Raw genomic sequence first — 25753 nt, 5'->3', positions numbered from 1 at the left:
TCCGTGAACCCCCTCCCGCCCCCCGGGAATAGCCAAGGCCATCCCCCGGTTTGGGGAGATGGCACCAGTCCTGGCAGACTGGTAAGTCGGCTCCGGTTCACGCCCCCGCAATCCGCGGCAGCGACCCGGCGCCCTCCCGAAACTAGGAGACACCTTGAAGCGCGACATCCACCCCGAGTACGTCGAGACGCAGGTCAGCTGCACCTGTGGCGCGTCGTTCACCACCCGCAGCACGATCTCCAGCGGCACCGTCCGCGCCGAGGTCTGCTCCGAGTGCCACCCCTTCTACACGGGCAAGCAGAAGATCCTCGACACCGGTGGCCGTGTGGCCCGCTTCGAGGCCCGCTTCGGCAAGGCCAAGGCTGCCGCCGACACGAAGTAGCGAGCTCACAGCGCCGGTCTCCGGTGCCTCCGTCCAGGGGGTGCCGGGACCGGCGCTTTGCGGTGCAGTCCCTTCCCCGCTCTTGAGTTCGACCGAGTCCGGTCGAGTTCGATCGAGAGGGGAACCCCCATGCCGTACCTACGTCCCCGGACCCGTGAGGGTGCCGGGGGCAGCAGTCCATTGGAGCCGGAGATGTTCGAGGCGGTCGAGGAACTCATCGGCGAGCACGCCGATCTGGAGAAGAGGCTCGCTGACCCGTCGGTCCACGCCGACCAGGCCAACGCGCGCAAGCTCAACAAGCGCTATGCCGAGCTGACCCCGATCGTCGCGACGTACCGCTCCTGGAAGCAGACCGGGGACGACATCGGGACGGCGAAGGAGTTCGTCGCCGACGACCCTGACTTCGCCGCCGAGGTCAAGGAGCTGGAGAAGCAGCGCGAGGAGCTCACCGAGAAGCTGCGGCTGCTCCTCGTCCCGCGGGACCCCAGCGACGACAAGGACGTCATCCTGGAGATCAAGGCGGGCGCGGGCGGTGACGAGTCGGCGCTGTTCGCCGGTGACCTGCTGCGCATGTACCTGCGGTACGCCGAGCGCGTGGGCTGGAAGACCGAGATCATCGACTCCACCGAGTCCGAGCTCGGCGGCTACAAGGACGTCCAGGTCGCCGTGAAGACCAAGGGCGGCCAGGGCGCCACCGAGCCCGGCCAGGGTGTCTGGGCCCGGATGAAGTACGAGGGCGGCGTGCACCGCGTGCAGCGGGTGCCGTCGACCGAGTCGCAGGGCCGTATCCACACCTCCGCCGCCGGCGTGCTCGTCACGCCCGAGGCCGAGGAGGTCGACGTCGAGATCCACGCGAACGACCTGCGGATCGACGTCTACCGCTCCTCCGGGCCCGGCGGCCAGTCCGTCAACACCACCGACTCGGCGGTGCGCATCACGCACCTGCCCACCGGAGTCGTCGCCTCCTGCCAGAACGAGAAGAGCCAGCTGCAGAACAAGGAGCAGGCGATGCGTATCCTGCGCTCCAGGCTCCTCGCCGCGGCCCAGGAGGAGGCGGAGCGCAACGCCGCGGACGTCCGCCGCAGCCAGGTCCGCACCGTCGACCGCTCCGAGAAGATCCGTACGTACAACTTCCCGGAGAACCGCATCTCGGACCACCGTGTCGGCTTCAAGGCGTACAACTTGGACCAGGTTCTCGACGGCGACCTCTACGCGGTGATCCAGGCCTGCGTGGACGCCGACTCGGCGGCCAAGCTCGCCGCGGCGTAACCACGGTCCACGCTCCCAGCTCAACAGACCGCTCAGCCCCGGAGGACCAGCGTGCAGCAACATTTTGGGGGGCGACCCCCAAACCCCCGCGGCGTGCTGCTCGCGGAAGTGGCCCAGGCCACCCAGCGGCTGGCCGACGCCGGCGTGCCCTCGCCGCGCAACGACGCCGAGGAGCTCGCCGCGTTCGTGCACGGTGTGAAGCGGGGCGAGCTGCACACCGTCAAGGACGCGGACTTCGACGCCCGGTACTGGGAGACGATCGCGCGCCGCGAGGCACGCGAGCCGCTCCAGCACATCACCGGACGCGCCTACTTCCGGTACCTGGAACTCCAGGTCGGGCCGGGCGTGTTCGTGCCCCGGCCGGAGACCGAGTCCGTGGTCGGCTGGGCCATAGACGCCGTCCGCGCGATGGACGTCGTGGAGCCGCTGATCGTCGACCTGTGCACCGGCTCGGGCGCCATCGCGCTGGCCCTCGCGCAGGAGGTGCCGCGCTCGCGCGTGCACGCCGTCGAGCTGTCCGAGGACGCCCTCAAATGGACCCGTAAGAACGTCGAGGGGTCACGGGTCGACCTGCGCCAGGGGAACGCCCTGGACGCCTTCCCCGACCTCGACGGCCAGGTGGACCTCGTCATCACCAACCCGCCGTACATCCCGCTCACGGAATGGGAGTACGTCGCTCCGGAGGCCCGGGACCACGATCCCGAGCTCGCCCTGTTCTCGGGCGAGGACGGCCTCGACCTGATCCGCGGCCTGGAGCGCACCGCGCACCGGCTGCTGCGGCCCGGCGGTGTCGTCGTCGTCGAGCACGCCGACACCCAGGGCGGCCAGGTGCCGTGGATCTTCACCGAGGAGCGGGGCTGGGCCGACGCCGCCGACCACCCCGACCTCAACAACCGGCCGCGGTTCGCGACCGCCCGCAGGGCGATGCCATGACCGCGGCGACTTCTTGCGTGCACGACGAGGCCGACGTGAACGACGTGACCGATGTGACCGACGTGACCGACGTGCACGGCCCGGACAATGCAGGCGACGTGAAAGACGTTAGGTGCGCGGCCAACGGGGCCCGCGTGTTCGAGGAGGCTTGCTGATATGGCACGGCGCTACGACACCAACGACGCGACCGACCGCTCCACGGGTCTGCGCGAGGCCGCCTCCGCCGTCCGCCGGGGCGAGCTCGTCGTCCTGCCGACCGACACCGTGTACGGGATCGGCGCCGACGCGTTCAGCTCGGAGGCCGTGTCCGACCTGCTGGACGCCAAGGGCCGTGGCCGCAGCATGCCCACGCCCGTCCTCATCGGCTCCCCGAACACACTGCACGGCCTGGTCACGGACTTCTCCGAGATGGCCTGGGAACTCGTCGACGCCTTCTGGCCGGGCGCGCTGACCCTGGTCGCCAAGCACCAGCCGTCCCTCCAGTGGGACCTGGGGGACACCCGTGGCACCGTCGCCGTGCGGATGCCGCTGCACCCGGTCGCCATCGAGCTGCTGACCGAGGTCGGCCCGATGGCCGTCTCGTCCGCGAACCTCACGGGACACCCGTCACCCGAGGACTGCGACGCCGCGCAGGAGATGCTCGGCGACTCCGTCTCCGTATACCTCGACGGAGGCCCGACCCCCGGCATCGTCCCGTCGTCGATCGTCGACGTCACGGGCAAGGTGCCGGTGCTGCTGCGGGCGGGCGCACTGTCGGCCGAGGAGCTGCGAAAGGTCGTACCCGACCTTGAGGTGGCGAATTGACAGCCCCTGACGCGGGGCGTGGCATAGGTACGGGGACGGGGTACGCGGGGGCTTACGGCGACGGGGCCCTGGGCGACTCCTCTTTTCGCATCCTCCACGTCAGCACCGGCAACGTGTGCCGCTCGCCGATCACCGAGCGGCTGACCCGGCATGCCCTGGCGGACCGGCTCGGTGACCCCCTGTGGGGTGGCCTGATCGTGGAGAGCGCCGGTACCTGGGGGCACGAGGGTGCGCCCATGGAGGCCAACGCGGAGGCGGTCCTCGCGGACTTCGGCGCGGACGCCGCCGGCTTCGTGGGCCGCGAGCTCCTTGACGAGCACGTCATCAGGGCGGACCTTGTCCTCACCGCGACCCGCGACCACCGCGCCCAGGTCATCTCGATGGGCCACTCGGCGGGGCTGCGCACCTTCACCCTGAAGGAGTTCACCCGCCTGGTCCGCGCGATCGACCCCGCGACGCTGCCCCCGCTGGACGACGGCATGGTCGAACGCGCCCGCGCCCTGGTCCGCGCCGCGGCGGCGCTCCGCGGGTGGCTCCTGGCCCCGACGGCGGAGGCGGACGAGGTGTACGACCCGTACGGGGCGCCCCTGCCGTTCTTCAGATCGGTGGGCGACGAGATCAACCAGGCCCTCGACCCGGTGGTCACGGCGCTGACGGGCGTACCGGCCCGCGCCTGATCGGGCGGCGGTCTTCCGGCTCGGCGGACGGAGTCCGGCGCAGCGGTTCGAAGCCCGGGAGGCCCGCTGGGGCCGAGTGGTGCGAGAGGCGCGTTGGGGATCGGTCGAGATCAACCAGGCGCTCGACCCGGTGGTCACGGCGCTGACGGGTGTACCGGCCCGTGCCTGATCGGGCCATCGCCGGGCGGTAACACCGGGCGCGGCGGGGGACTCGGTTCTACATTGGACGTAGCGTCCCCCCGCCGAGGTCCGGAGTCCGCCATGCCGGTCGCACACACCCTTGAAGGTCCGCTGTCGGTCGACGTGCTCGGCCGGCAGGATCCGGAGCTGGCCGAGATTCTTCTCGCGGAGCTGGCGCGGCAGACGACGACCCTGCAGCTGATCGCCGCCGAGAACTTCACCTCGCCCGCCGTGCTGGCCGCGCTGGGCTCGCCGCTCGCCAACAAGTACGCCGAGGGATATCCCGGCGCCCGCCACCACGGCGGCTGCGAGCTGGTCGATGTCGCCGAGCGGGTCGCCGTGGACCGCGCGAAGGCCCTCTTCGGCGCCGAACACGCCAACGTGCAGTCCCACTCCGGGAGTTCGGCCGTGCTGGCCGCGTACGCCGCCCTGCTGCGCCCCGGTGACACCGTCCTGGCGATGGGCCTGCCGCACGGCGGGCACCTCACGCACGGGTCGCCCGCCAACTTCTCCGGGCGGTGGTTCGACTTCGTCGGATACGGCGTCGACCCGGAGAGCGGGCTCATCGACCACGATCAGGTGCGGGCGCTGGCCCGCTCGCACCGGCCCAAGGCCATCGTGTGCGGCTCCATCTCGTATCCCCGGCACATCGACTACGCCGCCTTCCGCGAGGTGGCGGACGAGGTCGGCGCGTACCTCGTCGCCGACGCCGCCCACCCCATCGGCCTCGTCGCCGGGGGAGCGGCGCCCAGCCCGGTCCCGTACGCCGATGTCGTGTGCGCGACCACGCACAAGGTGCTGCGCGGCCCGCGCGGCGGCATGCTGCTGTGCGGGAGCGAGCTGGCCGAGCGGGTGGACCGGGCGGTCTTCCCCTTCACGCAGGGCGGCGCGCAGATGCACACCGTCGCCGCCAAGGCCGTCGCGTTCGGCGAGGCGGCGACCCCGGCGTTCACCGCGTACGCCCATCAGGTGGTTGCGAACGCGCGGGCGCTCGCGCGGAGCCTGGCGGCCGAGGGGCTGCTGGTCACCACCGGCGGTACCGACACCCACCTGCTGACCGTCGACCCGGCGCCGCTCGGGGTGGACGCGCGCACCGCCCGCGGCCGTCTCGCCGCCGCCGGAATGGTCCTCGACACCTGTGCGCTGCCCCATCCCGACGTACGGGGCCTGCGCCTGGGCACGGCGGCCGTCACCACCCAGGGCATGGGTGAGACCGAGGCGGCGAGGATCGGGGCGCTGTTCGCGACGGCCGTGCGGGACGAGTCCGCGGGCCGGCGGGTACGTGAAGAAGTGCGGAACCTGACCGGGAGATTTCCCCCCTATCCCGGTCAGTGAGGGCCTGGTGGGCAAGGGAGCACAGCCACTCGTGCAACCATCGGCCCTACCCGGAAGTCCCCAACCGTATGCGCACGAAGCTAAGGTGTGGGGCTGAGATGGCCAGCGAGACCTGTGGGGAAGCCCGTGCGTGAATACCTCCTGACGCTCTGCATCACGGCCGCGGTGACGTACCTGCTGACCGGGCCGGTGCGGAAGTTCGCGATCGTGGCCGGAGCGATGCCGGAGATCCGGGCACGTGACGTGCACCGAGAACCCACACCGCGGCTCGGCGGCATCGCGATGTTCTTCGGACTGTGCGCCGGCCTGCTGGTCGCCGACCACCTGACGAACCTCAGCGTGGTGTTCGACAACTCCAACGAGCCGCGGGCCCTGCTCTCCGGAGCCGCCCTGATCTGGCTGATCGGCGTCCTGGACGACAAGTTCGAGATCGACGCCCTCATCAAGCTCGGCGGCCAGATGATCGCCGCGGGCGTCATGGTCATGCAGGGTCTGACGATCCTGTGGCTGCCGATCCCCGGCGTCGGCTCGGTCTCGCTGACGCAGTGGCAGGGCACGCTGCTGACCGTGGCGCTCGTCGTGATCACCATCAACGCCGTGAACTTCGCCGACGGCCTCGACGGCCTCGCGGCCGGCATGGTGTGCATCGCCGCCGCCGCGTTCTTCATGTACGGCTACCGGATCTGGTACGGCTACGGCCTTGAGTCCGCCGCCCCCGCCACCCTCTTCGCCGCGATCCTCATGGGCATGTGCCTGGGCTTCCTGCCGCACAACATGCACCCCGCGCGGATCTTCATGGGCGACTCGGGCTCGATGCTCATCGGCCTCGTGCTGGCGGCCGGCGCCATCTCCATCACCGGGCAGGTCGACCCGGACGCGATGAACCTCTTCGCGGGATCCGAGAAGGAGGCCGTGCACCAGACGGTGCCCGTCTACATCCCGCTGCTGCTGCCGCTTACGATCATCGCCGTCCCGGCGGCCGACCTGGTGCTCGCCATCGTGCGGCGCACCTGGCGGGGCCAGTCCCCGTTCGCCGCCGACCGCGGGCACCTGCACCACCGCCTGCTGGAGATCGGGCACTCGCACAGCCGGTCCGTGCTCATCATGTACTTCTGGTCGGCGCTGATCGCCTTCGGAGCCCTCGCCTACTCGGTGAACTCGGGTGCCATGTGGATCGTGCTCGGCATCATGGCGCTCAGCGCGGTGGGCCTGCTGCTGCTCCTGCTGCCCCGCTTCACACCGCGTGCCCCGCACTGGGCCGAGCAACTCCTGCCGCCCCGCTACCGCCGGCGCAACGCCGTGGACGAGTCCGGGGAGGAGTCCGGGGAGGACACCGAGGCGGTCGCGCACGGCACGGGTGAGGACGACGCGGCCGAGGACGACACGGAACGCCGTACCCCGGTGGCCGTCGGCGTCTCAGGAGTCAACGGGGCGACGGCCGTTGGCCCCCGTTCGCGTCTCCTTGAGGAGCGCGGGGCCGGCACGTCGCGCTGACGCCGGGTAAGAATCGTTCAAGAGCCCTTGATGGGTGACCAAGCGAAAACGCCCCAATACCAGACAACTTGGTTGCCGGGGTGCACGGATGCGCATGTTCACTCTCATGTGTGACGCCGACCACACCAACGAGGTAAAGACCTCATCAAATAGTTTGTGATACGGTTCACGAGAACCCAGGACAGAGCCGAGGGACCGCAGTGCGACGGTTCGTCGGCGGTGAGGTTCTCTCGCTGTCCGGGACTACGCTCGTCCATGACGACACCTGCCCCCTTGAGCAAAGCGGAGTTGCCGCCATGCCCTCCAAAGACGTCCGGATCCTTCTCCAGGCCGCTGTGCCCACAGCTGCCGTCGGCGCGATCGGCGCCGTCGTCAGTGGTGTGGTCGCGGGTGGCAAGGGGGCGGTCGGGGCGGTCGTGGCGACGCTGGTCGTGATCCTCTTCATGGGTGTCGGGCTGTACGTTCTGCAGCGCGTCGCCGCATCGCTCCCGCACCTTTTCCAGGCGATGGGGCTGATGCTGTACACGGCCCAGCTTCTCCTGCTGTTCATCTTCGTCGCGGTCTTCAAGGACACGACGTTGTTCAACCCCAAGGCGTTCGCCATCACGCTGGTCGCCGCCACGCTCGCGTGGATCGGCGCCCAGGCGCGTGCCCAGCTGAAGGCCAAGATCCTTTACGTCGAACCCGAGTCCTCGAAGGGCGACAAGCCCGAAAAGACAGGGCACTCGTCGTGAGGGGTAGGGCCGGGATAAAGGCGTCTGGGAGATCCTGCTATCGTCCGGTGCCAACTGCGGCATCGCGGGCGCGGGCATCTGAGCTGACGCCTGCCCCAGCGCGAGGCTCGATGCCCTCTTGCCGCCCCCATACCCGTAACACCAGTCCAGTGCCGAACCGCGGCTGTTCGCCGCGCCGACACAACGAGGTTGCCGTACCTATGCGCCACGCTGAAGGAGCCCGCGGTGAGTGCTGACCCGACGCAGGTGCTCGCCTTCGAGACCGACTGCCACCTTTTCGACGGGTGTGGTTTCCCGGCCCCGGGCCTGCACTCGTTCCTGTTCGAACCGCTCATGGGCGACGCCGACGGCAACGGCCTCTATTTCAACAAGCCCATGCTGCTCGCCCTGCTCGGTTCCATCATTGTGGTGGGCTTCTTCTGGGCCGCGTTCAGCAAGCCGAAGCTGGTCCCGGGCAAGCTGCAGATGGTGGCCGAGGCCGGCTACGACTTCGTACGCCGCGGGGTCGTCTACGAAACGATCGGCAAGAAGGAAGGCGAGAAGTACGTTCCGCTCGCCGTCGCGCTGTTCTTCTTCATCTGGATGATGAACGTCTGGTCGATCGTCCCGGTCGCCGCTTTCCCGGTCACCTCGATCATCGCGTATCCGATCGTCCTGGCCGCGATCGTCTACATCACCTGGGTCTCGCTGACGTTCAAGCGGCACGGCTTCGTCGGAGCCTTCAAGAACTTCACGGGCTACGACAAGTCGCTCGGCCCGGTGCTTCCGCTGGCCATGCTCATCGAGTTCTTCTCGAACCTGCTGGTCCGCCCCTTCACGCACGCGGTGCGACTCTTCGCGAACATGTTCGCGGGCCACACACTGCTGCTGCTCTTCACGATCGCCAGCTGGTACATGCTGAACGGAATCGGCATCGCCTACTCGGCCGTGTCGTTCGTGATGGTCATCGTGATGACCGCCTTCGAGCTCTTCATCCAGGCCGTCCAGGCGTATGTGTTCGTACTGCTGACCTGCACCTTCATCCAGGGCGCGCTCGCCGAGCACCACTGAGTGCCGCTCTCTCGAACCCCACAGTCGTCCGGTGGCCAACCCCCACCGGTCCGTAATGAGAAGGAAGAACTGGCATGTCTAACCTTGCTGCTGTCACTGGCGACCTCGGCTCCGTCGGTTACGGTCTCGCTGCCATCGGTCCCGGCGTCGGCGTCGGCATCATCTTCGGTAACGGCACCCAGGCGCTCGCTCGCCAGCCCGAGGCTGCCGGCCTGATCCGTGCCAACCAGATCCTCGGCTTCGCCTTCTGTGAGGCCCTCGCCCTCATCGGTCTGGTCATGCCGTTCGTCTACTAGACGAACCACGACGACCAGCCGTATTAGACGAAAGGCACTGATGTGAACCCCCTGGTTCAGCTGGCGGCCGAGGCGGAGAAGGAGAACCCCCTCATTCCGCCGTGGCCGGAGCTTGTCATCGGCCTGATCGCCTTTGTCATCGTCTTCGGCTTCCTCGCCAAGAAGCTCCTCCCGAACATCAACAAGGTTCTGGAGCAGCGCCGCGAGGCCATCGAGGGCGGTATCGAGAAGGCGGAGGCCGCTCAGACCGAGGCCCAGAGCGTGCTTGAGCAGTACAAGGCTCAGCTCGCCGAAGCCCGGCACGAGGCCGCGCGTCTGCGCCAGGAGGCGCAGGAGCAGGGCGCCACGCTCATCGCCGAGATGCGCGCGGAAGGCCAGCGGCAGCGTGAGGAAATCATCGCCGCCGGTCACTCGCAGCTCGACGCCGACCGCAAGGCCGCCTCGTCCGCGCTGCGCCAGGACGTGGGCCAGCTGGCCACCGAACTGGCCGGCAAGCTCGTCGGTGAGTCCCTGGAGGACCACGCCCGGCAGAGCCGCACGATCGACCGGTTCCTCGACGGTCTCGACGAGACCGCTTCGAAGGCCGAGGCCACGCGATGAACGGCGCGAGCCGCGACGCCCTGGCTGCCGCACGTGAGCGTCTCGACGCGCTGACGGACTCGACGTCCGTGGACGCGGCGCAGCTCGCCGACGAGCTGGCCGCCGTCACCGCGCTGCTCGACCGTGAGGTGTCCTTGCGCCGGGTTCTCACCGACCCGGCGCAGGCCGGCGAGGCGAAGGCCGAACTGGCCGGGCGCCTGCTCGGTGGCCAGGTCAGCGGCGACACCGCCGACCTGGTGGCCGGCCTGGTGCGCTCCCGCTGGTCGCGGTCGCGCGACCTGGTCGACTCCGTCGAGGAACTGGCCGACACCGCCGACCTCACGGCGGCGCAGCGGGCGAACGCGCTCGACGACGTCGAGGACGAGCTGTTCCGGTTCGGCCGGATCGTCTCCTCGAACACCGGGCTGCGCGCCGCGCTGACCGACCGCGGCGCCACGAGCGCGGCCAAGAGCGAGCTGCTGCACAGCCTGCTCGGCGGCCGGGCCAAGGCCGTCACCGAGCGGTTGGTCACGCGCCTTGTGGCCTCGCCCCGGGGACGTAGCCTGGAGTCGGGACTCGATTCCCTGTCCAAGCTCGCCGCCGATCGCCGCAACCGCATGGTCGCCGTCGTCACCTCGGCGGTTCCGCTGAGCGACCCGCAGAAGCAGCGCCTGGGCGCCGCCCTCGCGAAGCTCTACGGCCGCCCGATGCACCTCAACCTCGACGTGGACCCCGAGGTCCTCGGCGGGATCCGGGTGCAGGTCGGCGACGAGGTCATCAACGGCTCCATCGCGGACCGGCTCGAAGACGTCAGCCGCCGTATGGCGAGCTAGTACCAACTCAATACGCGTCACCACGTAGTCATGTAGTGCTTACGGCCCTGGTTGGGCCGTGCAGAGGATTCCTGGGGACTGACCCCAGACCCCCAAGAAAACTTCGGGCCCAACAAGGAGAGCAGGGAACCCAGATGGCGGAGCTCACGATCCGGCCGGAGGAGATCCGGGATGCGCTGGAGAACTTTGTCCAGTCGTACAAGCCGGACGCGGCCTCGCGCGAGGAGGTCGGTACGGTCACCCTTGCCGGCGACGGCATCGCGAAGGTCGAGGGCCTGCCCTCGGCCATGGCCAACGAACTGCTGAAGTTCGAGGACGGCACTCTCGGCCTCGCGCTGAACCTGGAAGAGCGCGAGATCGGTGCGGTCGTCCTCGGCGAGTTCAGCGGTATCGAGGAGGGACAGCCGGTCACCCGTACCGGCGAGGTCCTGTCCGTGGCCGTCGGCGAGGGCTACCTCGGCCGCGTTGTCGACCCGCTCGGCGCCCCGATCGACGGTCTCGGCGAGATCGAGACGTCCGGCCGCCGCGCGCTCGAACTGCAGGCCCCGGGCGTCATGGCCCGTAAGTCGGTGCACGAGCCGATGGAGACCGGCTACAAGGCCGTCGACGCGATGACCCCGATCGGCCGTGGCCAGCGTCAGCTGGTCATCGGCGACCGGCAGACCGGCAAGACCGCTCTGGCTATCGACACGATCATCAACCAGCGTGACAACTGGCGCACGGGCGACCCGAAGAAGCAGGTCCGCTGCGTCTACGTCGCCATCGGCCAGAAGGGCTCGACCATCGCCTCCGTGCGTGGCGCCCTCGAAGAGGCCGGCGCGCTGGAGTACACGACCATCGTCGCCGCCCCGGCGTCCGACCCGGCCGGCTTCAAGTACCTGGCGCCGTACACCGGTTCGGCCATCGGCCAGCAGTGGATGTACGAGGGCAAGCACGTCCTCATCATCTTCGACGACCTCTCGAAGCAGGCCGACGCCTACCGCGCCGTGTCCCTGCTGCTGCGCCGTCCGCCGGGGCGCGAGGCCTACCCCGGCGACGTCTTCTACCTGCACTCCCGTCTGCTTGAGCGTTGCGCGAAGCTCTCCGACGAGCTGGGCGCGGGCTCGATGACCGGTCTGCCGATCGTCGAGACGAAGGCCAACGACGTCTCGGCGTTCATCCCGACCAACGTCATCTCCATCACCGACGGCCAGTGCTTCCTGGAGTCGGACCTGTTCAACGCCGGTCAGCGCCCCGCGCTGAACGTCGGTATCTCCGTCTCCCGAGTCGGTGGTTCCGCGCAGCACAAGGCGATGAAGCAGGTCTCCGGCCGGCTGCGCGTCGACCTCGCCCAGTTCCGTGAGCTGGAGGCGTTCGCCGCCTTCGGGTCCGACCTGGACGCCGCGTCGAAGGCGTCGCTCGAACGCGGTCAGCGGATGGTCGAGCTGCTCAAGCAGGCTCAGTACCAGCCGATGGCCACCGAGGACCAGGTCGTCTCCGTGTGGGCGGGCACCACCGGCAAGATGGACGAGGTTCCGGTCAACGACATCCGCCGCTTCGAGAAGGAGCTGCTTGAGTACCTGCACCGCAAGGAGCAGGGCCTCATGACCTCCATCAAGGAGGGCGGCAAGATGTCGGACGACACCCTGCAGGCCATCGCCGACGCGATCGCGGACTTCAAGAAGCAGTTCGAGACGTCGGACGGCAAGCTGCTCGGCGAGGACACCCCTGCCGCTGCGGGCAAGTGACGACGGAAGGGACCTGACTCATGGGAGCCCAGCTCCGGGTCTACAAGCGTCGCATCAAATCCGTCACCGCGACCAAGAAGATCACCAAGGCGATGGAGATGATCGCCGCCTCGCGCGTCGTCAAGGCGCAGCGCAAGGTGACGGCCTCCGCGCCGTACGCGACCGAGCTCACCCGCGCGGTCACGGCGGTCGGAACCGGTTCGAACACCCAGCACCCGCTGACCACGGAGGCCGAGACGGCGACCCGTTCCGCGGTGCTGCTCCTCACGAGCGACCGCGGGCTTGCCGGCGCCTTCAACTCCAACGCCATCAAGGCGGCGGAGAAGCTGACCGCCCGTCTTGAGGCCGAGGGCAAGGAGGTCGACACGTACATCGTCGGCCGCCGCGGTCTGGCCCACTACAACTTCCGCGAGCGCAAGGTCGTGGAGTCGTGGTCGGGCTTCACCGACCAGCCCTCGTACGCGGACGCGAAGAACGTCGCCGTGCCGCTGATCGAGGCCATCGAGAAGGAGACGGCGGACGGCGGCGTGGACGAACTCCACATCGTCTACACCGAGTTCGTGTCGATGATGACGCAGACGGCGATCGACAGCCGGCTGCTGCCGCTCAGCCTCGAAGAGGTCGCGGAGGAGACGTCCAGCAAGGACGAGATCCTCCCGCTGTACGACTTCGAGCCGTCGGCGGAGGACGTCCTGGACGCTCTTCTGCCGCGGTACGTCGAGAGCCGTATCTACAACGCGCTGCTCCAGTCGGCTGCTTCCAAGCACGCCGCCACCCGCCGCGCGATGAAGTCGGCGACCGACAACGCGGGAGACCTGATCACTTCACTCTCCCGATCTGCCAACGCGGCCCGCCAGGCCGAAATCACCCAGGAAATCAGCGAGATCGTCGGTGGCACCGCAGCGCTGGCCGACGCGACCGCGGGGAGTGACAGGTAATGACGACGACAGTTGAGACGGCCGTTGCCACGGGCCGCGTCGCCCGGGTCATCGGCCCGGTCGTCGACGTGGAATTCCCCGTCGACGCCATGCCGGAGATCTACAACGCCCTTCACGTCGAGGTGGCCGACCCGGCCAACGCCGGCGAGAAGAAGACGCTGACCCTTGAGGTCGCCCAGCACCTGGGTGACGGACTGGTCCGCACCATTTCGATGCAGCCCACCGACGGTCTGGTCCGCCAGGCCGCGGTGACCGACACGGGCACGGGCATCTCCGTCCCGGTCGGTGACTTCACCAAGGGCAAGGTGTTCAACACCCTCGGCGAGGTGCTGAACTCCGACGAGGAGTACACGGGCGACCGGTGGACCATCCACCGCAAGGCCCCCTCGTTCGACCAGCTTGAGCCGAAGACCGAGATGTTCGAGACGGGCCTGAAGGTCGTCGACCTTCTCACCCCGTACGTCAAGGGCGGCAAGATCGGTCTGTTCGGTGGTGCCGGTGTCGGCAAGACCGTGCTGATCCAGGAAATGATCATGCGTGTCGCCAACCTCCACGAGGGCGTCTCCGTCTTCGCGGGCGTCGGTGAGCGCACCCGTGAGGGCAACGACCTCATCGCGGAGATGGAGGAGAGCGGTGTTCTCGACAAGACCGCTCTTGTCTTCGGCCAGATGGACGAGCCCCCGGGCACCCGTCTGCGGGTGGCCCTGGCCGGTCTGACCATGGCGGAGTACTTCCGCGATGTGCAGAAGCAGGACGTGCTGTTCTTCATCGACAACATCTTCCGCTTCACCCAGGCCGGTTCCGAGGTCTCCACCCTGCTCGGCCGTATGCCGTCCGCGGTGGGTTACCAGCCGACCCTGGCCGACGAGATGGGTCAGCTGCAGGAGCGCATCACCTCGACGCGTGGTCACTCGATCACGTCGATGCAGGCGATCTACGTCCCCGCGGACGACCTGACCGACCCGGCCCCGGCCACCACGTTCGCCCACCTCGACGCGACGACGGTGCTCTCCCGTCCGATCTCGGAGAAGGGCATCTACCCGGCCGTGGACCCGCTGGACTCCACGTCCCGCATCCTGGACCCGCGCTACATCGCGCAGGAGCACTACGACACCGCCATGCGGGTCAAGACGGTCCTGCAGAAGTACAAGGACCTCCAGGACATCATCGCGATCCTCGGTATCGACGAACTGGGCGAGGAGGACAAGCTCGTCGTCCACCGTGCCCGTCGCGTGGAGCGCTTCCTGTCCCAGAACACCCACGCCGCCAAGCAGTTCACCGGCGTCGACGGGTCGGACGTTCCGCTGGACGAGTCGATCACGGCCTTCAACGCGATCATCGACGGCGAGTACGACCACTTCCCGGAGCAGGCGTTCTTCATGTGCGGTGGCATCGAGGACCTCAAGGGCAACGCCAAGGAACTCGGCGTCTCCTGAACCTCGTGTTCCGGGTGAGGGGGCAGGCATGTCCTGCCCCCTCACCCGCACCCCCACGCGCCATCCCCGGGGCCCGGCACCTGTGGTGCTCGGAGCCCTACTAGACTTAGACCCAACACCCGGCGGCAACGGCCGGGTGGTGACCCGAGGAGCCCACCTTGGCTGCTGAGCTGCATGTCGAGCTCGTCGCCGCGGACCGCAGTGTCTGGTCCGGCGAGGCCACCCTGGTCGTCGCGCGCACCACGTCCGGCGACATCGGCGTCATGCCCGGTCACCAGCCGCTGCTCGGTGTGCTGGAGTCCGGCCCGGTGACCATCCGTACGAGTGATGGTGGAACGGTCGTCGCCGCGGTGCACGGCGGTTTCATCTCTTTCGCGGACAACAAGCTGTCCCTGCTGGCCGAGATCGCCGAGCTGTCGGACGAGATCGATGTCCAGCGTGCGGAGCGGGCGCTCGAACGCGCGAAGTCGGACGCCGACGCGTCCGCCGAGCGTCGCGCGGACGTCCGAATGCGGGCGGTGTCGGCGCACTGAAACCAGCGCGCCACAGGAAGTGACTCAGCCGCGGCCAGGACCGGAGCTTTTCCGGACCGGGTCGCGGCTGAGGCGATGCGGGTGCTTTTTTCCTTTCCGTTACCTAGGAGACGAGGAGGTCGGTGTCGATGGTCCTCGCTCTGACTGTGGTCGGGTCGGTAGTAGCACTGGTGGCCCTCGGACTCTTCGCCTTCGGCCTGCGTCGCAGACTCATCCAGCGCTCGGGCGGCACCTTCGACTGCAGCACGCGCTGGAATGTCCCGGAGAAAGGTGACACCAGCGGCAAGGGCTGGGGTTATGGCATCGCCCGCTACAGCGGCGACCGGATCGAGTGGTTCCGCGTCTTCTCGTACGCGCTGAGGCCGCGGCGTGTTCTTGAGCGCTCGTCGATCGAGGTGGCGGGCCGGCGGGCTCCCGAGGGGGAGGAGGAGCTCGCGCTGCTCTCCGACGCGATCATCCTCACCTGTGTCCATCGGGGGACGCGGTTGGAGCTGGCGATGAGCGAGGATGCGCTGACGGGTTTCCTTGCGTGGCTGGAAGCCGCGCCACCGGGACAGCGAGTGAATGTGGCGTAGTGCCACATTCACTCGCTGCGTTGTGCGTTGTGCTCCGCCACGTCGTGGGTTTGTGCGGGTCCGTTGTGGCTGGGCGCGCCCACGCGGCGGAGCCGCACATCGATGCAGCCCCGCGCCCCTTCGGGGCGCGGCCGGACTAGTTCAGGCCGTTGTTGATTGCCGTCACCAGTTCGCCGTTGCCCGTGTCGCCGCTGAACTCCCAGAAGAACGCGCCGCCCAGGCCCTGGCTCTTGGCCCAGGACATCTTGGAGCCGATGGTGGCCGGGGTGTCGTAGCTCCACCACTGGTTGCCGCAGTAGGCGTAGGCGGTGCCGGCGATCGTGCCGGTGGCGGGGCAGGAGTTCTTGAGGACCTTGTAGTCCTCGATGCCCGCCTCGTACGTACCGGGTGCCGCGCCGGTCGCCGAGCCGCCCGGGGTGGACTGGGTGACCCCGGTCCAGCCGCGGCCGTAGAAGCCGATGCCGAGCAGCAGCTTCTGCGCGGGTACGCCCTTGCTCTTGAGCTTGGCGATCGCGTCGGCCGAGTTGAAGCCGGCCGCCGGGATGCCGCTGTACGAGGTCAGCGGCGAGTGCGGAGCGGTCGGACCGTCCGCGTCGAAGGCGCCGAAGTAGTCGTACGTCATCACGTTGTACCAGTTGAGAGACGCGGAGGCGCCGCCGTAGTCGGCCGCGTCGATCTTGCCGCCGGAGGAGCCGTCCGCCGTGATGGCCGCGGTGACCAGGTAGCTGGAGCCGAACTCGGTGCGCAGCGCCGCGGTCAGGTTCTTGAAGGAGCTGAAGCCGGACGTGTCGCAGCTCAGGCCGCAGGCGTTCGGGTACTCCCAGTCGATGTCGATGCCGTCGAAGACGTCGGCCCAGCGCGGGTCCTCGACGAGGGCCTTGCAGGACGCGGCGAAGGCGGCCGGGTTGGCGGCGGCCTCACCGAAGCCGCCCGAGTAGGTCCAGCCGCCGAACGACCACAGCACCTTGATGTTCGGGTACTTGGCCTTCAGCTGGCGCAGCTGGTTGAAGTTGCCGCGCAGCGGCTGGTCCCAGGTGTCGGCGGTGCCGCTGACGGACTGGTCGGCGGTGTACGCCTTGTCGGTGGCCGCGTAGGCGTCGTCGAGGGTGCACTTGCCGCCCTTGACGTTGCCGAACGCGTAGTTGATGTGGGTGATCTTCGACGCGGAGCCGGAGCTGACCAGGTTCTTCACGTGGTAGTTGCGCCCGTAGACGCCCCACTCGGTGAAGTAGCCGAGCTTGACCTTGGCGCCGGGGTTCGGGTCGGTGCCGCCGCCGGTGGTGCGCACGGCGGTCGCGCCGCTGACCGGTCCTGTCTGGTCGGCGGTGTCACGGGCCTGGACCGTGTACGAGTAGTCGGTGCCGGCGGTGAGACCGGTGTTGGTGTACGAGGTGCCGGTCACCGTGGCGACCTTGGCGCCGTCGCGCAGGACGTCGTAGTTCTTGACGCCCTTGTCGTCGGTGGCCGCGCTCCAGGCCAGCTTCACCGAGGTGTTGGTGATGTCGGAGGCGGTCGGCTTGCCCGGTGCGGAGGGTGCGTTGTCGCCGGGGACCGTGGGGCCGCCGTCGCAACTGCCGCCGTTGAGCTTGCAGTTGGCGGGGGAGCCGGTGCCCGCGCCGTTGAAGCCGAAGGAGATGGAGGCGCCCGGTGCGAGGGTGCCGTTCCAGGACTTGTTCTTGCCGGTCCAGTGGGTGCCGGAGCTGGTGACGTCGGCATCCCAGGCGGAGGTGACCGAGGTGCCCGAGGGGAAGTCCCACTCGACGGTCCAGGAGCTGAGGGCCGTGGTCCCGGTGTTCTTGACGGTCCACTTGCCTTCGAAGCCGGTGCCCCAGTCCTGGGTCTTGGCGTAGGTGGCGGTCGCCGACGTGGCGGCGGAGGCGGGGCTCGCGAGCCCGACCAGAGCGGCGACCGGCAGCAGCAGGGTGGTGAGCCCCGCCACGGCTTTTTGTCCGAATCTGTGCCCGAAGCTGTGCCCGGGTCTGTGTCCGAGACGGTGTCCGAGGCGCATCCGCGTCTCCTTGGGGGGAGTCTTATGAGGTGAGCAGGACAATAGAAAGGTCTGGACCATAGGTCAATAGGTCCAGACCACTGGGAAAGCGCGGTGCGGCTACTTGTTACACGCCCAACTCCTGGGCGGGGGGCGCGATTCGGACCAATAGAATGCCAAATTCCGGTAAACGTCACGCATAATCCTCCTCGGAACCGATCTTGTTCGATGATCGGTCAGGGAGGGGCATGATGGTGTCGAAGGCGATATGGAACAGACGAAGATCCTGGCAAGGAGGGGGAAAGCGGGCCGCCGCGGCCGTTCTGGTACTGGCGCTGTCGGGCGGTTTCGCCGCGGTGGCCGGCCATGGGGCGGAAGCGGAAGCGGACTCCACGGCTGACACGGCGGCAGAGCCTGCCCCGGACCTCGGGCCGGCCGAAGCCGGCAGTGAGTCCGAGGCGCGGATCGTCGCGCAGGCGCAGGGGCGGCGGATCGAGATCCTGTCGGAGCGCACCGCCGTCAGCGGCACCTGGGCCAACCCGGACGGGACGCTCACGGCCGAGGCGTACGCCGCTCCGATCCGGGTGAAGGAGGACGGGAGCTGGCATGACATCGACACCACGCTCTCCGACACCGGCTCCAGCCTGACCCCGGAGACGACCACCCCCGACATCGACGTGTCCGACGGTGGCGACACCCGGCTCGCCGAAGTCACCCACGAGGACCGCTCCTTCGGCCTGGGCTGGGAGGACGAGCTGCCTGCCCCCGAGGTCGAGGGTGACACCGCCTCGTACAGGGTGGGACAGGGCGAGACCCTCACGGTCACCGCACTGCCCGACGGCTTCTCCCAGAGTGTGCTGCTCGACCAGAGCCCCGCCGAACCGGTCAGCTACCGGATACCGGTCCGCACGGAGGGACTGCGCCTGACCGAGGCCGCCTCCGGGCGTCTGCTCCTGAAGGACACCGGTGGCCGGCTCGTCGCCGAGGCACCCGCGCCGATGATGTGGGACTCCAGCCGGAACGAGGTCTCGGGCGAGTCGGAGCGGCAGCTGCCCGTCGACACCGAGATCGAGGAGGGCGCGGACGGCACACAGACCCTCGTCCTCACGCCGGATCCGGAATTCCTCGCCACCGCCCACTACCCGGTGACCGTCGACCCCACCTCCACGCTCGCCGTGAGCACCGACACCTGGGTCGCGACCAACTACCCCGACTCCCAGGTCTCCTCGACCGAGCTGAAGTCGGGCACGTACGACGGCGGAACGACGAAGGCACGCTCGTACCTGAAGTTCGACGTGTCCGCCCTGGACGGCAAGCACATTGTCGACACCGACCTGTCGCTCTACTCGACCTGGTCCTCCTCGTGCTCCACCGAGGGGTCGGGCACGCAGATCCGGCAGATCACGTCCGCCTGGACCTCCGCGGCCGTCACCTGGGGCGACCAGCCGTCGACGACCACCACCGGCGCGGCCACCAGCACCGCCGCCAAGGGATACTCCACCGAATGCCCGGCGGGCACCGTCGGCTTCGACGTCGACGCCATCGTCCAGGCCTGGGCAGACGGCGCGGACAACCTCGGTGTGCAGGTGCGTGGCGTGAGCGAGACCGACTCGCTGACCTGGCGGCGCTACCGCTCGGCCAACTACGTCTCCGGCGAGGACGCGGCCACCGAGCCGCATCTGAGCGTCACTTACGACGCCTACCCCAGTGCCACCAGGGCGTTCCTCCCGTTCAACGGTACGACGACGGCTACCGCGACTCCCACGCTGCGGGCCCGCTCCGGCGACGCCGACCTCGATGAGCTGCGGTACACCTTCGAGGTCTGGGACGAGGACCTGACCACCCGTAGGACGACGGGCAACACGGCATACCTTTCGCCGGTCTCCATCGCGAGCTGGAAGTCCCCGACCCTGCCTTCGGGCGTCTACAAGTGGCGGGCGCGAGCATACGACTCGGTCAACTGGTCCACGTCATGGACGCCCTGGCGCACGCTCACCGTCGACCCGAGCGCTCCCACCGCCCCGGTGATCACCAGCAGCAGTCATGCCGCGCCCGAGACCTGGTACGGCGCCGACGACTTCACCGGCACCCTCGCCGCGAGCGACACCAGCGCCATCACCGGATACGCCGTCAAGGTCGACCAGAACCCGGTGACCGCCGCCGGCACCGAGGTCACCCAGACCTCCACCACCGTCTCGGCCGCGGACCGGGCGGACGGCACCTGGTATGTGCACGCCGCCGCCCGCAACGCCGCCGGACTCTGGTCCGCCACCCGGCACTTCGCGTTCCACGTGGACACCACGGCCCCCGGTGTCCCCGCCGTCACCTCGTCCACCCACCCGCTGAACGGCGTCGTCTACGCGAGCCGGGCCGCCACCTTCGCCTGGACCGCGCCCGCCGACGGCTCCGGCGCCGCCGGATACACGGTGAGCGTCGACCAGAGTCCGACGACTCTGCCCGCCGTCACGGGTACCGTGCAGTCGGCCACCACTTACGGCAGGACCGCTGCGTCCGACGGCACGTGGTACCTCCATGTGCGGGCCAAGGACAGGGCGGGGAACTGGTCGGCGAGTGCCGCGCACTTCCCGTTCCAGGTCGACGCGAGCCTGGCACTGCGCCCCGCGGTCTCCTCGACCAGTCACCCGGACCAGTCCGCCGCCTACAAGGGCGGTTCCTTCACCGCCGCCTGGACGACGGCCGCCAGCGCCGCCGGATACAGCTACACGATCGATTCCACCGCCACCACCGTGCCCGACGCGGTCAGCGACGGAACGACCGCCTCGTACGATGCCACCAAGGGCGAAGGCACCTGGTACCTGCACGTGAGGGCCGTCGACCCGGCCGGGGTCTGGGGGCCGGTGGCGCACTACCGGTTCACCGTCGACACCACCGCTCCCGCCGAACCAGCGGTGACCTCGACGGACTTCCCCAGCGGAGGCTGGGCCGGGGACGCGGGCGACACCGGCGAATTCCAGGTGAGCGCCGCGGACGCCGGGTTGCGCGCGCTGCGCTACCGGCTCGACGGCGGGGCGGAGAACACCGTCGCCGCCACCGGAGCAACCACCACCATGTCGCTGAAGATCGCGGACGAGGGCAGCCACCGCCTCACGGCGGTCGCCGTCGACCGAGCGGGCAACATCTCCGCCACGGCCACCTACACCTTCCACATCGGTACGGCGGGCATCGTGTCGCCGCTGACGGGCGAGGAGATCGGCCACGAGGTGCCGCTCGCGGCCGCCGGACCCGGCGACGTGACCGGGGCCACCTTCCAGTACCGTGGCGCCGACACGGACGCCTGGGCCGACATCCCGGCCACTGAGGTGACCACCACCTCCGGTGCGAGCGTGAGTTGGCCGGCCACCGTCACCGACGGCACGCTGTCCGGTCTGGTCTGGGACACCGGCAGCCTCACCACCGACACCGAGTTCCAGCTACGGGCACGCTTCGAGGGCGAGGACAGCCCAGCCCCCTCGGAACCGGTGACGGTCACCCTCAACAGGGTCGATGTGCTCACCGAGCCGGTCGAGCTCGGCGGTGTCGCCGAACCGGACACCGCCGAGTCGTACGCCCTGGACGCCGCGGAGACGCGCGCCGAAGAGTCTCCCGACACCCTCGCCCCTCCCTACCTCGACGAGGAAACCCGCAAGGTCGTGCTGCCTGTCACCGACAGTGCGGCGACGAGCGAGGCCACCGCCGCCATCACGCTCACCGACATCCCGGTCGACCAGGGCAGCGACGACGGGAGTGCCGAGGGCGACCCGGACACCGACGAGACCGCTCCGGCCTCCGAGGACGGCGTGGCCGATCCGGTGGCCACCCAGGACAGGACGGTCACTCCGGTCACCAAGGAGGTCGGCCACAGCCAGGCCGAACTCCAGTCCATCGTCGACGAGATCCTGCTCCTCACCGACGAGGAGGTGCCCGGCGCCTCGCAGCTGGTCACGGCCGCCGTCGACGCGCAGACCAACCGGGTCGTGGTGGAGGTCCCGGAAGGCGACAACACGGTCGCCGACGCACTGGGCCTGCGCTATGGCACGGACACCGTGGCGGTCCGGGTCTCGCCCGGAGTCGAGGCGCTGCAGAACACGGCGAGCCGTTACACCGACGTCAGCCCGTTCAAGGGCGGGGCAGCCTATGAGCCGGTACGGGTGGTGAACGGCAACCTCAGTGACGGATGGCGCTGCACCACCGCCTTCGCCTGGACCCACCAGGGAAATCCGTACATGCTCAGCGCGGGGCACTGCACCACCGGCAATGGCTTCATGGACAGCTGGAACCCGGAACTCACCTTCGCCGGTGTCGCCTACGACAACTGGAACAACAGCAAGGGATCGGTGAAGGTGGCGGGGAAGTCCTACTACTCGGGCGACCTGGTGACCGGCGAGGTCTACGAGAACAAGTACAACGTCTCCGCCCGTGTCTACAAGGGTGGCTCCCACGGCACCCAGACCCGGCGGGTCCAGAACCGCTGGACGACCCGCTCGAAGGTGGGCCAACAGTTCTGCTCCGGTGGTTCGACCACGGGCGAGGTCTGCGGCTGGAAGGTCACCAGCGGCAAACTGACCATCAAGTACGGCGACGGCACGGTCATCAAGAACGCCACCCGGGCCAAGAAGAACTCCGGGACCTGTGACTACCCGGGTGACTCCGGTGGTGCCATCTACACCGTTCTCGCCAACGGTCACGTCTATGCCAAGGGTGTGATCTCCGGTGGGATGTGCGCCGGCTGGGGCATCGGCTCCGACGGCGACGACGACGGCTGGAACGACGACAAGGACTGCTCGGACGGCACCGACTACGACTGCGAGATCATCTTCACCGACATCGCACTGGCCGAGGACGCCCTCCCCGGGCTGGTGAAGAAGTGGTGAGGCGACCGTCCTCGACGGCGAGGCGTCCGTTCCTGGCCGTGAGTGCCGTCGGCGCGGCAGTGTGCCTGCTGACGGCGTGCGGGGGGAAACCCGAGCCGTGCCAGTTGATCGACGCTGTCTCCAAGGTTTCCGTGACCTGGCAGGCGGACGAGCTGCCGTACGGCGAGGGCTCTTCGTACCGGCTGTGTGTGGGGGAGCGCTGTGGGAGCGGAACGCCGCAGCTGCTCGGTGACCAGGTGCGGGTGTCACTGAGGCTGCCGGACGACTTCGACGAACGGCGGCCGGAGGTGAGCCTGCGGCTGTCGGGCCCGCGGGACGCGGCGGAACTGGACGAGTCCCGCACGATCACCATGCGCGACCGTGAGACGGGATGCGACGAGGCCCGGTACGGGGCGCTGCGCCTCACCGCGGACAGCGCACTGGAGGAGGTACGGAACTCCTAGCGGAGGGTGGGGCCCGTCGACGTCCATGGTCGGCGGGCCCCGCCCGCCTTTTGTTTCCGGTGCGGGACAGAAGGTGCGGTGCGACCACCTGTCACACGCCCAACTCCTGGGCCAGAACGGCCGCTTGCACCCGGCTGCGCAGCTCCAGCTTGCCCAGCAGGTGGCTGACGTGCGTCTTCACGGTGGCCTCCGCCATGTCGAGACGTACCGCGATCTCCGCGTTGGCCAGGCCCTCGCCCAGGCAGGAGAGGACCTCCCGTTCCCGCCGGGTCAGCGCCTCCAGGACGGACGGGTCGGCCGCCGGCTCACGTACGGGCTTCGCGGCGAACTCGGCGATCAGCCGGCGGGTGACCGCGGGCGAGATCAGGCCCTCGCCGCCCGCCACCGTACGGACCGCGTCGAGGAGCCCGCGGGCCTCGGTGTTCTTCAGCAGAAAGCCGGCGGCGCCCGCGCGCAGCGCGCCGAACACGTACTCGTCGAGGTCGAAGGTGGTCAGTACGAGGACATCGGCGAGGCGTTCCCCGACGACCTGGCGGGTGGCGGAGACGCCGTCGAGGCGGGGCATCTGGATGTCCATCAGGACGAGGTCGGGCCGCAGTTCCCTGGCCAGGGCCACCGCCTGCGCACCGTCCGACGCCTCGCCGACCACCTCGATGTCGGGGGCGCTGCGCAGGATGAGGACGAGACCGGAGCGTACGGCTGACTGGTCCTCGGCGACGAGCACGCGGATCATTCGGTTTCTCCTTCGGTGATCGGGAGGGTGGCGCGGACCGTCCAGGTCCTGCCGCCCGTCCCGTCGTCGGGTCCCGCCTCGAACGTGCCCCGCAGCAGGGCGACCCGCTCGCGCATCCCGACCAGGCCCGCGCCCGACCCGGGCGCGCGGGGGCCGTCACCCCGGGCGCCGCCCAGCGGGCTGGTCACACGCACGTCCAGGGCGTGCTCCCGCTGGACGAGGCCGACGGTGACCCGGCCTGTGGAGGCGTGCTTGAGGGCGTTGGTCAGGGATTCCTGCACGATGCGGTACGCGGCCAGCTCGACCGGGGCCGGCAGCGCCGTGTGCGTGCGGTCCAGGCCGACGTCGAGGCCGTTGGCGCGGGCCTGGTCCACGAGGGAGCCGAGTCCGTCCAGGGTGGGCGCGGCGGCAGGTTCGGTGTCGCCGCTGCTGTCGCGCAGGATGCCGATGAGACGGCGCATCTCGGCCAGCCCCTCCACGCTGTTCTCGCGGATCACACCGAGGGCCTGCTTCGAGGTGTCCGGGTCGTCGAGGGAGAGCGCGGCCGTGGAGTGGATGGCGATCGCCGACAGGTGGTTCGCCACCAGGTCGTGCAACTCCCGTGCCATCCGGGCGCGTTCGGCGGTGACGGCCTGGGTGCGGTCGATCTCGGCGAGCAGGGCGGTCTGCTCGGCGCGCAGGTGGGCGGCCTCGGCGGCGTCGCGGTGGTTGCGGACGACCCAGCCGGTGGCGCCGGGGGTGAACGTCACGACGCCGATGATCACGCCGATCAGCAGCGCCTCGGGCATCCGCCAGATCGCGAAGGGCACCACCGTGCCGAGCACCGTGAGCAGTCCGCTGATCCACAGGAGGCGGCGGGCCGAGGTGGCCGGCCCGTACAGGACGACCGCGTACACGAGGTCCGTGAACATCAGGACGGTCACCAGGTTGCCCTGCGTGACGGTGTCCAGGGCGAGCGCGGCGACGCCGATCAGCAGGCCCGTGCGCGGGTGGGTCCGCCGCAGCAGTTCGCAGCCCGCCGTCACGGCGAGCGGCAGCAGGAGGGGCCAGCGTCCCGGCCAGAGCACGAAGTCCTCGGTGGCCGGGCGGGTGCTCAGGCCCGCGCCCCAGAAGAGGAGCCCACCGATCAGTCCCGCGAGCGCGATGCGGACGTCGTCGCGGTGCGGGCGGGGGCGTCGCGTGACCATGACTCCATCCAACACGCAGTGCCCCCTCGCCGCCTGATCCTGGAGAACGGTCCGTGACTACATCGAAGGATGCAGGCCGACATCGTCACCGCCGACGACGATCGGCGGCGGCGCCCGCGGGAGCCTGGGAAGGGTGATCGAACGGAGAGGAGTGAGTCGTGATCGTCACGCTGATCGTCGTCTGCGAGGTCGGCTTCTGGGTGCTGCTGGCCGCGGGCCTGGCCTTCCGCTACCTGCTGAAGATGCCCCGCACGGGGCTGGCCCTGCTGCTGTGCGAGCCCCTGCTTGAGGTCGTGCTGCTGGTGGTCACCGCGCTGGACCTGAAGAACGGCGCCGAGCCGAACTGGACGCACGGGCTGGCCGCGCTGTACATCGGCTACACCGTCGGCCACGGGCACCGCACGGTGAAGTGGCTCGACGGCCACGCGGCGCATCGTCTCGCCGGCGCGGACCGGCCGGCCGGGCCGCCGAAGTACGGGCTGCCCCGGGCCCGGCACGAGGGGAAGGTGTGGCTGGGGACTGTGGTGGCCGCGGGGGTTGCGACTGCCTTGCTGCAGCTCGCGATCTGGTATGTCGGGGACGCGGGGCGGACCGGGCCGTTGGAGAGCTGGCGGTTCACCGCGTGGCGGGTTGCCGGGATTCATGGGGTGGTCGCGCTGACGTATCTGCTGTGGCCGAAGAGGGTGCCGGCGGGAGTCTCCGGCGAGGCCGCGTCCCGGGACCTCACGAAGAGGTGAGCGGGGTTGTGGGGCGGGTG

At 69.3% G+C, this 25753-nt stretch carries 24 protein-coding genes; 21 read left to right on the top strand and 3 right to left on the bottom strand.

What is annotated here, in order from left to right:
* The first annotated feature begins 154 nt into the window (after positions 1–154).
* The 18 genes from rpmE (at position 155) to AOK01_RS10035 (ending at position 15775) form a co-directional block, all read left to right on the top strand.
* Positions 155–382: a 50S ribosomal protein L31 gene (rpmE, locus tag AOK01_RS10115; protein ID WP_055510606.1), complete on the top strand. Its 228-nt coding sequence runs from the start codon at positions 155–157 to the stop codon at positions 380–382.
* A gap of 192 nt (positions 383–574) precedes the next feature.
* On the top strand, positions 575–1651 hold the full coding sequence (gene prfA / locus AOK01_RS10110) for a peptide chain release factor 1 (RefSeq protein ID WP_055510605.1): 1077 nt from the start codon (positions 575–577) through the stop codon (positions 1649–1651).
* A 93-nt stretch (positions 1652–1744) separates the two neighbouring features.
* Entirely contained in the window at positions 1745–2584 is an 840-nt protein-coding gene (prmC, locus tag AOK01_RS10105) for a peptide chain release factor N(5)-glutamine methyltransferase (protein ID WP_055510604.1), read from the top strand.
* Entirely contained in the window at positions 2581–2739 is a 159-nt protein-coding gene (locus AOK01_RS43485) for a hypothetical protein (protein WP_157871250.1), read from the top strand. The genes prmC and AOK01_RS43485 overlap by 4 nt, the downstream gene beginning before the upstream one ends.
* 1 nt (position 2740) lies before the next feature.
* Positions 2741–3388 carry an L-threonylcarbamoyladenylate synthase gene (locus tag AOK01_RS10100; RefSeq protein ID WP_055510603.1) on the top strand — a complete coding sequence of 216 codons (648 nt, stop codon included), beginning with the start codon at positions 2741–2743 and terminating at the stop codon, positions 3386–3388.
* Entirely contained in the window at positions 3385–4065 is a 681-nt protein-coding gene (locus AOK01_RS10095) for an arsenate reductase/protein-tyrosine-phosphatase family protein (RefSeq protein ID WP_055510602.1), read from the top strand. Before AOK01_RS10100 ends, AOK01_RS10095 begins: the two co-directional genes overlap by 4 nt.
* 261 nt (positions 4066–4326) lie before the next feature.
* Positions 4327–5580, top strand: a complete 1254-nt coding sequence (locus AOK01_RS10090) for a serine hydroxymethyltransferase (RefSeq protein WP_055510601.1) — start codon at positions 4327–4329, stop codon at positions 5578–5580.
* Between the two features lie 126 nt (positions 5581–5706).
* On the top strand, positions 5707–7074 hold the full coding sequence (locus tag AOK01_RS10085; RefSeq protein ID WP_055510600.1) for an MraY family glycosyltransferase: 1368 nt from the start codon (positions 5707–5709) through the stop codon (positions 7072–7074).
* 296 nt (positions 7075–7370) lie between these two features.
* Positions 7371–7808, top strand: coding sequence for a Cg1360 family ATP-synthase-associated protein (locus AOK01_RS10080; RefSeq protein WP_055510599.1), 438 nt, complete (start codon positions 7371–7373; stop codon positions 7806–7808).
* 225 nt (positions 7809–8033) lie between these two features.
* The gene (gene atpB / locus AOK01_RS10075; RefSeq protein ID WP_055510598.1) at positions 8034–8858 is read left to right on the top strand and encodes a F0F1 ATP synthase subunit A; all 825 of its coding nucleotides are present in this window, start codon (positions 8034–8036) and stop codon (positions 8856–8858) included.
* A 74-nt stretch (positions 8859–8932) separates the two neighbouring features.
* The gene (gene atpE, locus AOK01_RS10070; RefSeq protein ID WP_004925497.1) at positions 8933–9154 is read left to right on the top strand and encodes an ATP synthase F0 subunit C; all 222 of its coding nucleotides are present in this window, start codon (positions 8933–8935) and stop codon (positions 9152–9154) included.
* A gap of 42 nt (positions 9155–9196) precedes the next feature.
* Positions 9197–9754, top strand: a complete 558-nt coding sequence (locus tag AOK01_RS10065; RefSeq protein ID WP_107099780.1) for a F0F1 ATP synthase subunit B — start codon at positions 9197–9199, stop codon at positions 9752–9754.
* Entirely contained in the window at positions 9751–10566 is an 816-nt protein-coding gene (locus AOK01_RS10060; RefSeq protein WP_055510597.1) for a F0F1 ATP synthase subunit delta, read from the top strand. The genes AOK01_RS10065 and AOK01_RS10060 overlap by 4 nt, the downstream gene beginning before the upstream one ends.
* A gap of 134 nt (positions 10567–10700) precedes the next feature.
* Positions 10701–12293, top strand: coding sequence for a F0F1 ATP synthase subunit alpha (gene atpA / locus AOK01_RS10055; protein ID WP_055510596.1), 1593 nt, complete (start codon positions 10701–10703; stop codon positions 12291–12293).
* Positions 12294–12313: 20 nt separating this feature from the next.
* Complete coding sequence (locus AOK01_RS10050; RefSeq protein ID WP_055510595.1) at positions 12314–13231, top strand: F0F1 ATP synthase subunit gamma; 918 nt, start codon at positions 12314–12316, stop codon at positions 13229–13231.
* On the top strand, positions 13231–14667 hold the full coding sequence (gene atpD / locus AOK01_RS10045) for a F0F1 ATP synthase subunit beta (RefSeq protein ID WP_055510594.1): 1437 nt from the start codon (positions 13231–13233) through the stop codon (positions 14665–14667). Before AOK01_RS10050 ends, atpD begins: the two co-directional genes overlap by 1 nt.
* Positions 14668–14825: 158 nt before the next feature.
* Positions 14826–15200: a F0F1 ATP synthase subunit epsilon gene (locus tag AOK01_RS10040; protein ID WP_055510593.1), complete on the top strand. Its 375-nt coding sequence runs from the start codon at positions 14826–14828 to the stop codon at positions 15198–15200.
* 128 nt (positions 15201–15328) lie between these two features.
* Positions 15329–15775: a DUF2550 domain-containing protein gene (locus tag AOK01_RS10035; RefSeq protein WP_055510592.1), complete on the top strand. Its 447-nt coding sequence runs from the start codon at positions 15329–15331 to the stop codon at positions 15773–15775.
* Positions 15776–15911: 136 nt separating this feature from the next.
* Here the strand turns inward: AOK01_RS10035 and AOK01_RS10030 are convergent, their stop codons facing one another.
* Complete coding sequence (locus tag AOK01_RS10030) at positions 15912–17783, bottom strand: glycoside hydrolase family 18 chitinase (protein ID WP_055510591.1); 1872 nt, start codon at positions 17781–17783, stop codon at positions 15912–15914.
* Positions 17784–18010: 227 nt separating this feature from the next.
* Between AOK01_RS10030 and AOK01_RS43480 the strand changes: the two genes are divergently transcribed.
* Positions 18011–22633 (top strand): DNRLRE domain-containing protein, encoded by a 4623-nt coding sequence (locus AOK01_RS43480; RefSeq protein ID WP_055510590.1) that lies wholly within the window; start codon positions 18011–18013, stop codon positions 22631–22633.
* Positions 22634–22764: 131 nt separating this feature from the next.
* Complete coding sequence (locus AOK01_RS10020; RefSeq protein ID WP_063792763.1) at positions 22765–23076, top strand: hypothetical protein; 312 nt, start codon at positions 22765–22767, stop codon at positions 23074–23076.
* 91 nt (positions 23077–23167) lie between these two features.
* On the opposite strand, the gene AOK01_RS10015 is transcribed toward AOK01_RS10020, so the two are convergent.
* Together AOK01_RS10015 and AOK01_RS10010 are read right to left on the bottom strand one after the other, a co-directional pair.
* Positions 23168–23809: a response regulator gene (locus AOK01_RS10015; protein ID WP_055510588.1), complete on the bottom strand. Its 642-nt coding sequence runs from the start codon at positions 23807–23809 to the stop codon at positions 23168–23170.
* A complete protein-coding gene (locus AOK01_RS10010) occupies positions 23806–24996 on the bottom strand; it encodes a sensor histidine kinase (RefSeq protein ID WP_055510587.1) in 1191 nt (396 codons plus the stop codon). Before AOK01_RS10010 ends, AOK01_RS10015 begins: the two co-directional genes overlap by 4 nt.
* Before the next feature lie 158 nt (positions 24997–25154).
* On the opposite strand from AOK01_RS10010, the gene AOK01_RS10005 reads away from it, so the two are divergent.
* A complete protein-coding gene (locus AOK01_RS10005; RefSeq protein WP_055510586.1) occupies positions 25155–25733 on the top strand; it encodes a hypothetical protein in 579 nt (192 codons plus the stop codon).
* Positions 25734–25753: the final 20 nt, after the last annotated feature.

Origin of the sequence: Streptomyces aurantiacus, from assembly GCF_001418335.1 — a bacterium.
Classification (GTDB): Bacteria; Actinomycetota; Actinomycetes; order Streptomycetales; family Streptomycetaceae; genus Streptomyces; species Streptomyces aurantiacus.
Note: the sequence above shows the minus strand (reverse complement) of the source record. Positions and strands in the feature narration are given on the sequence as shown.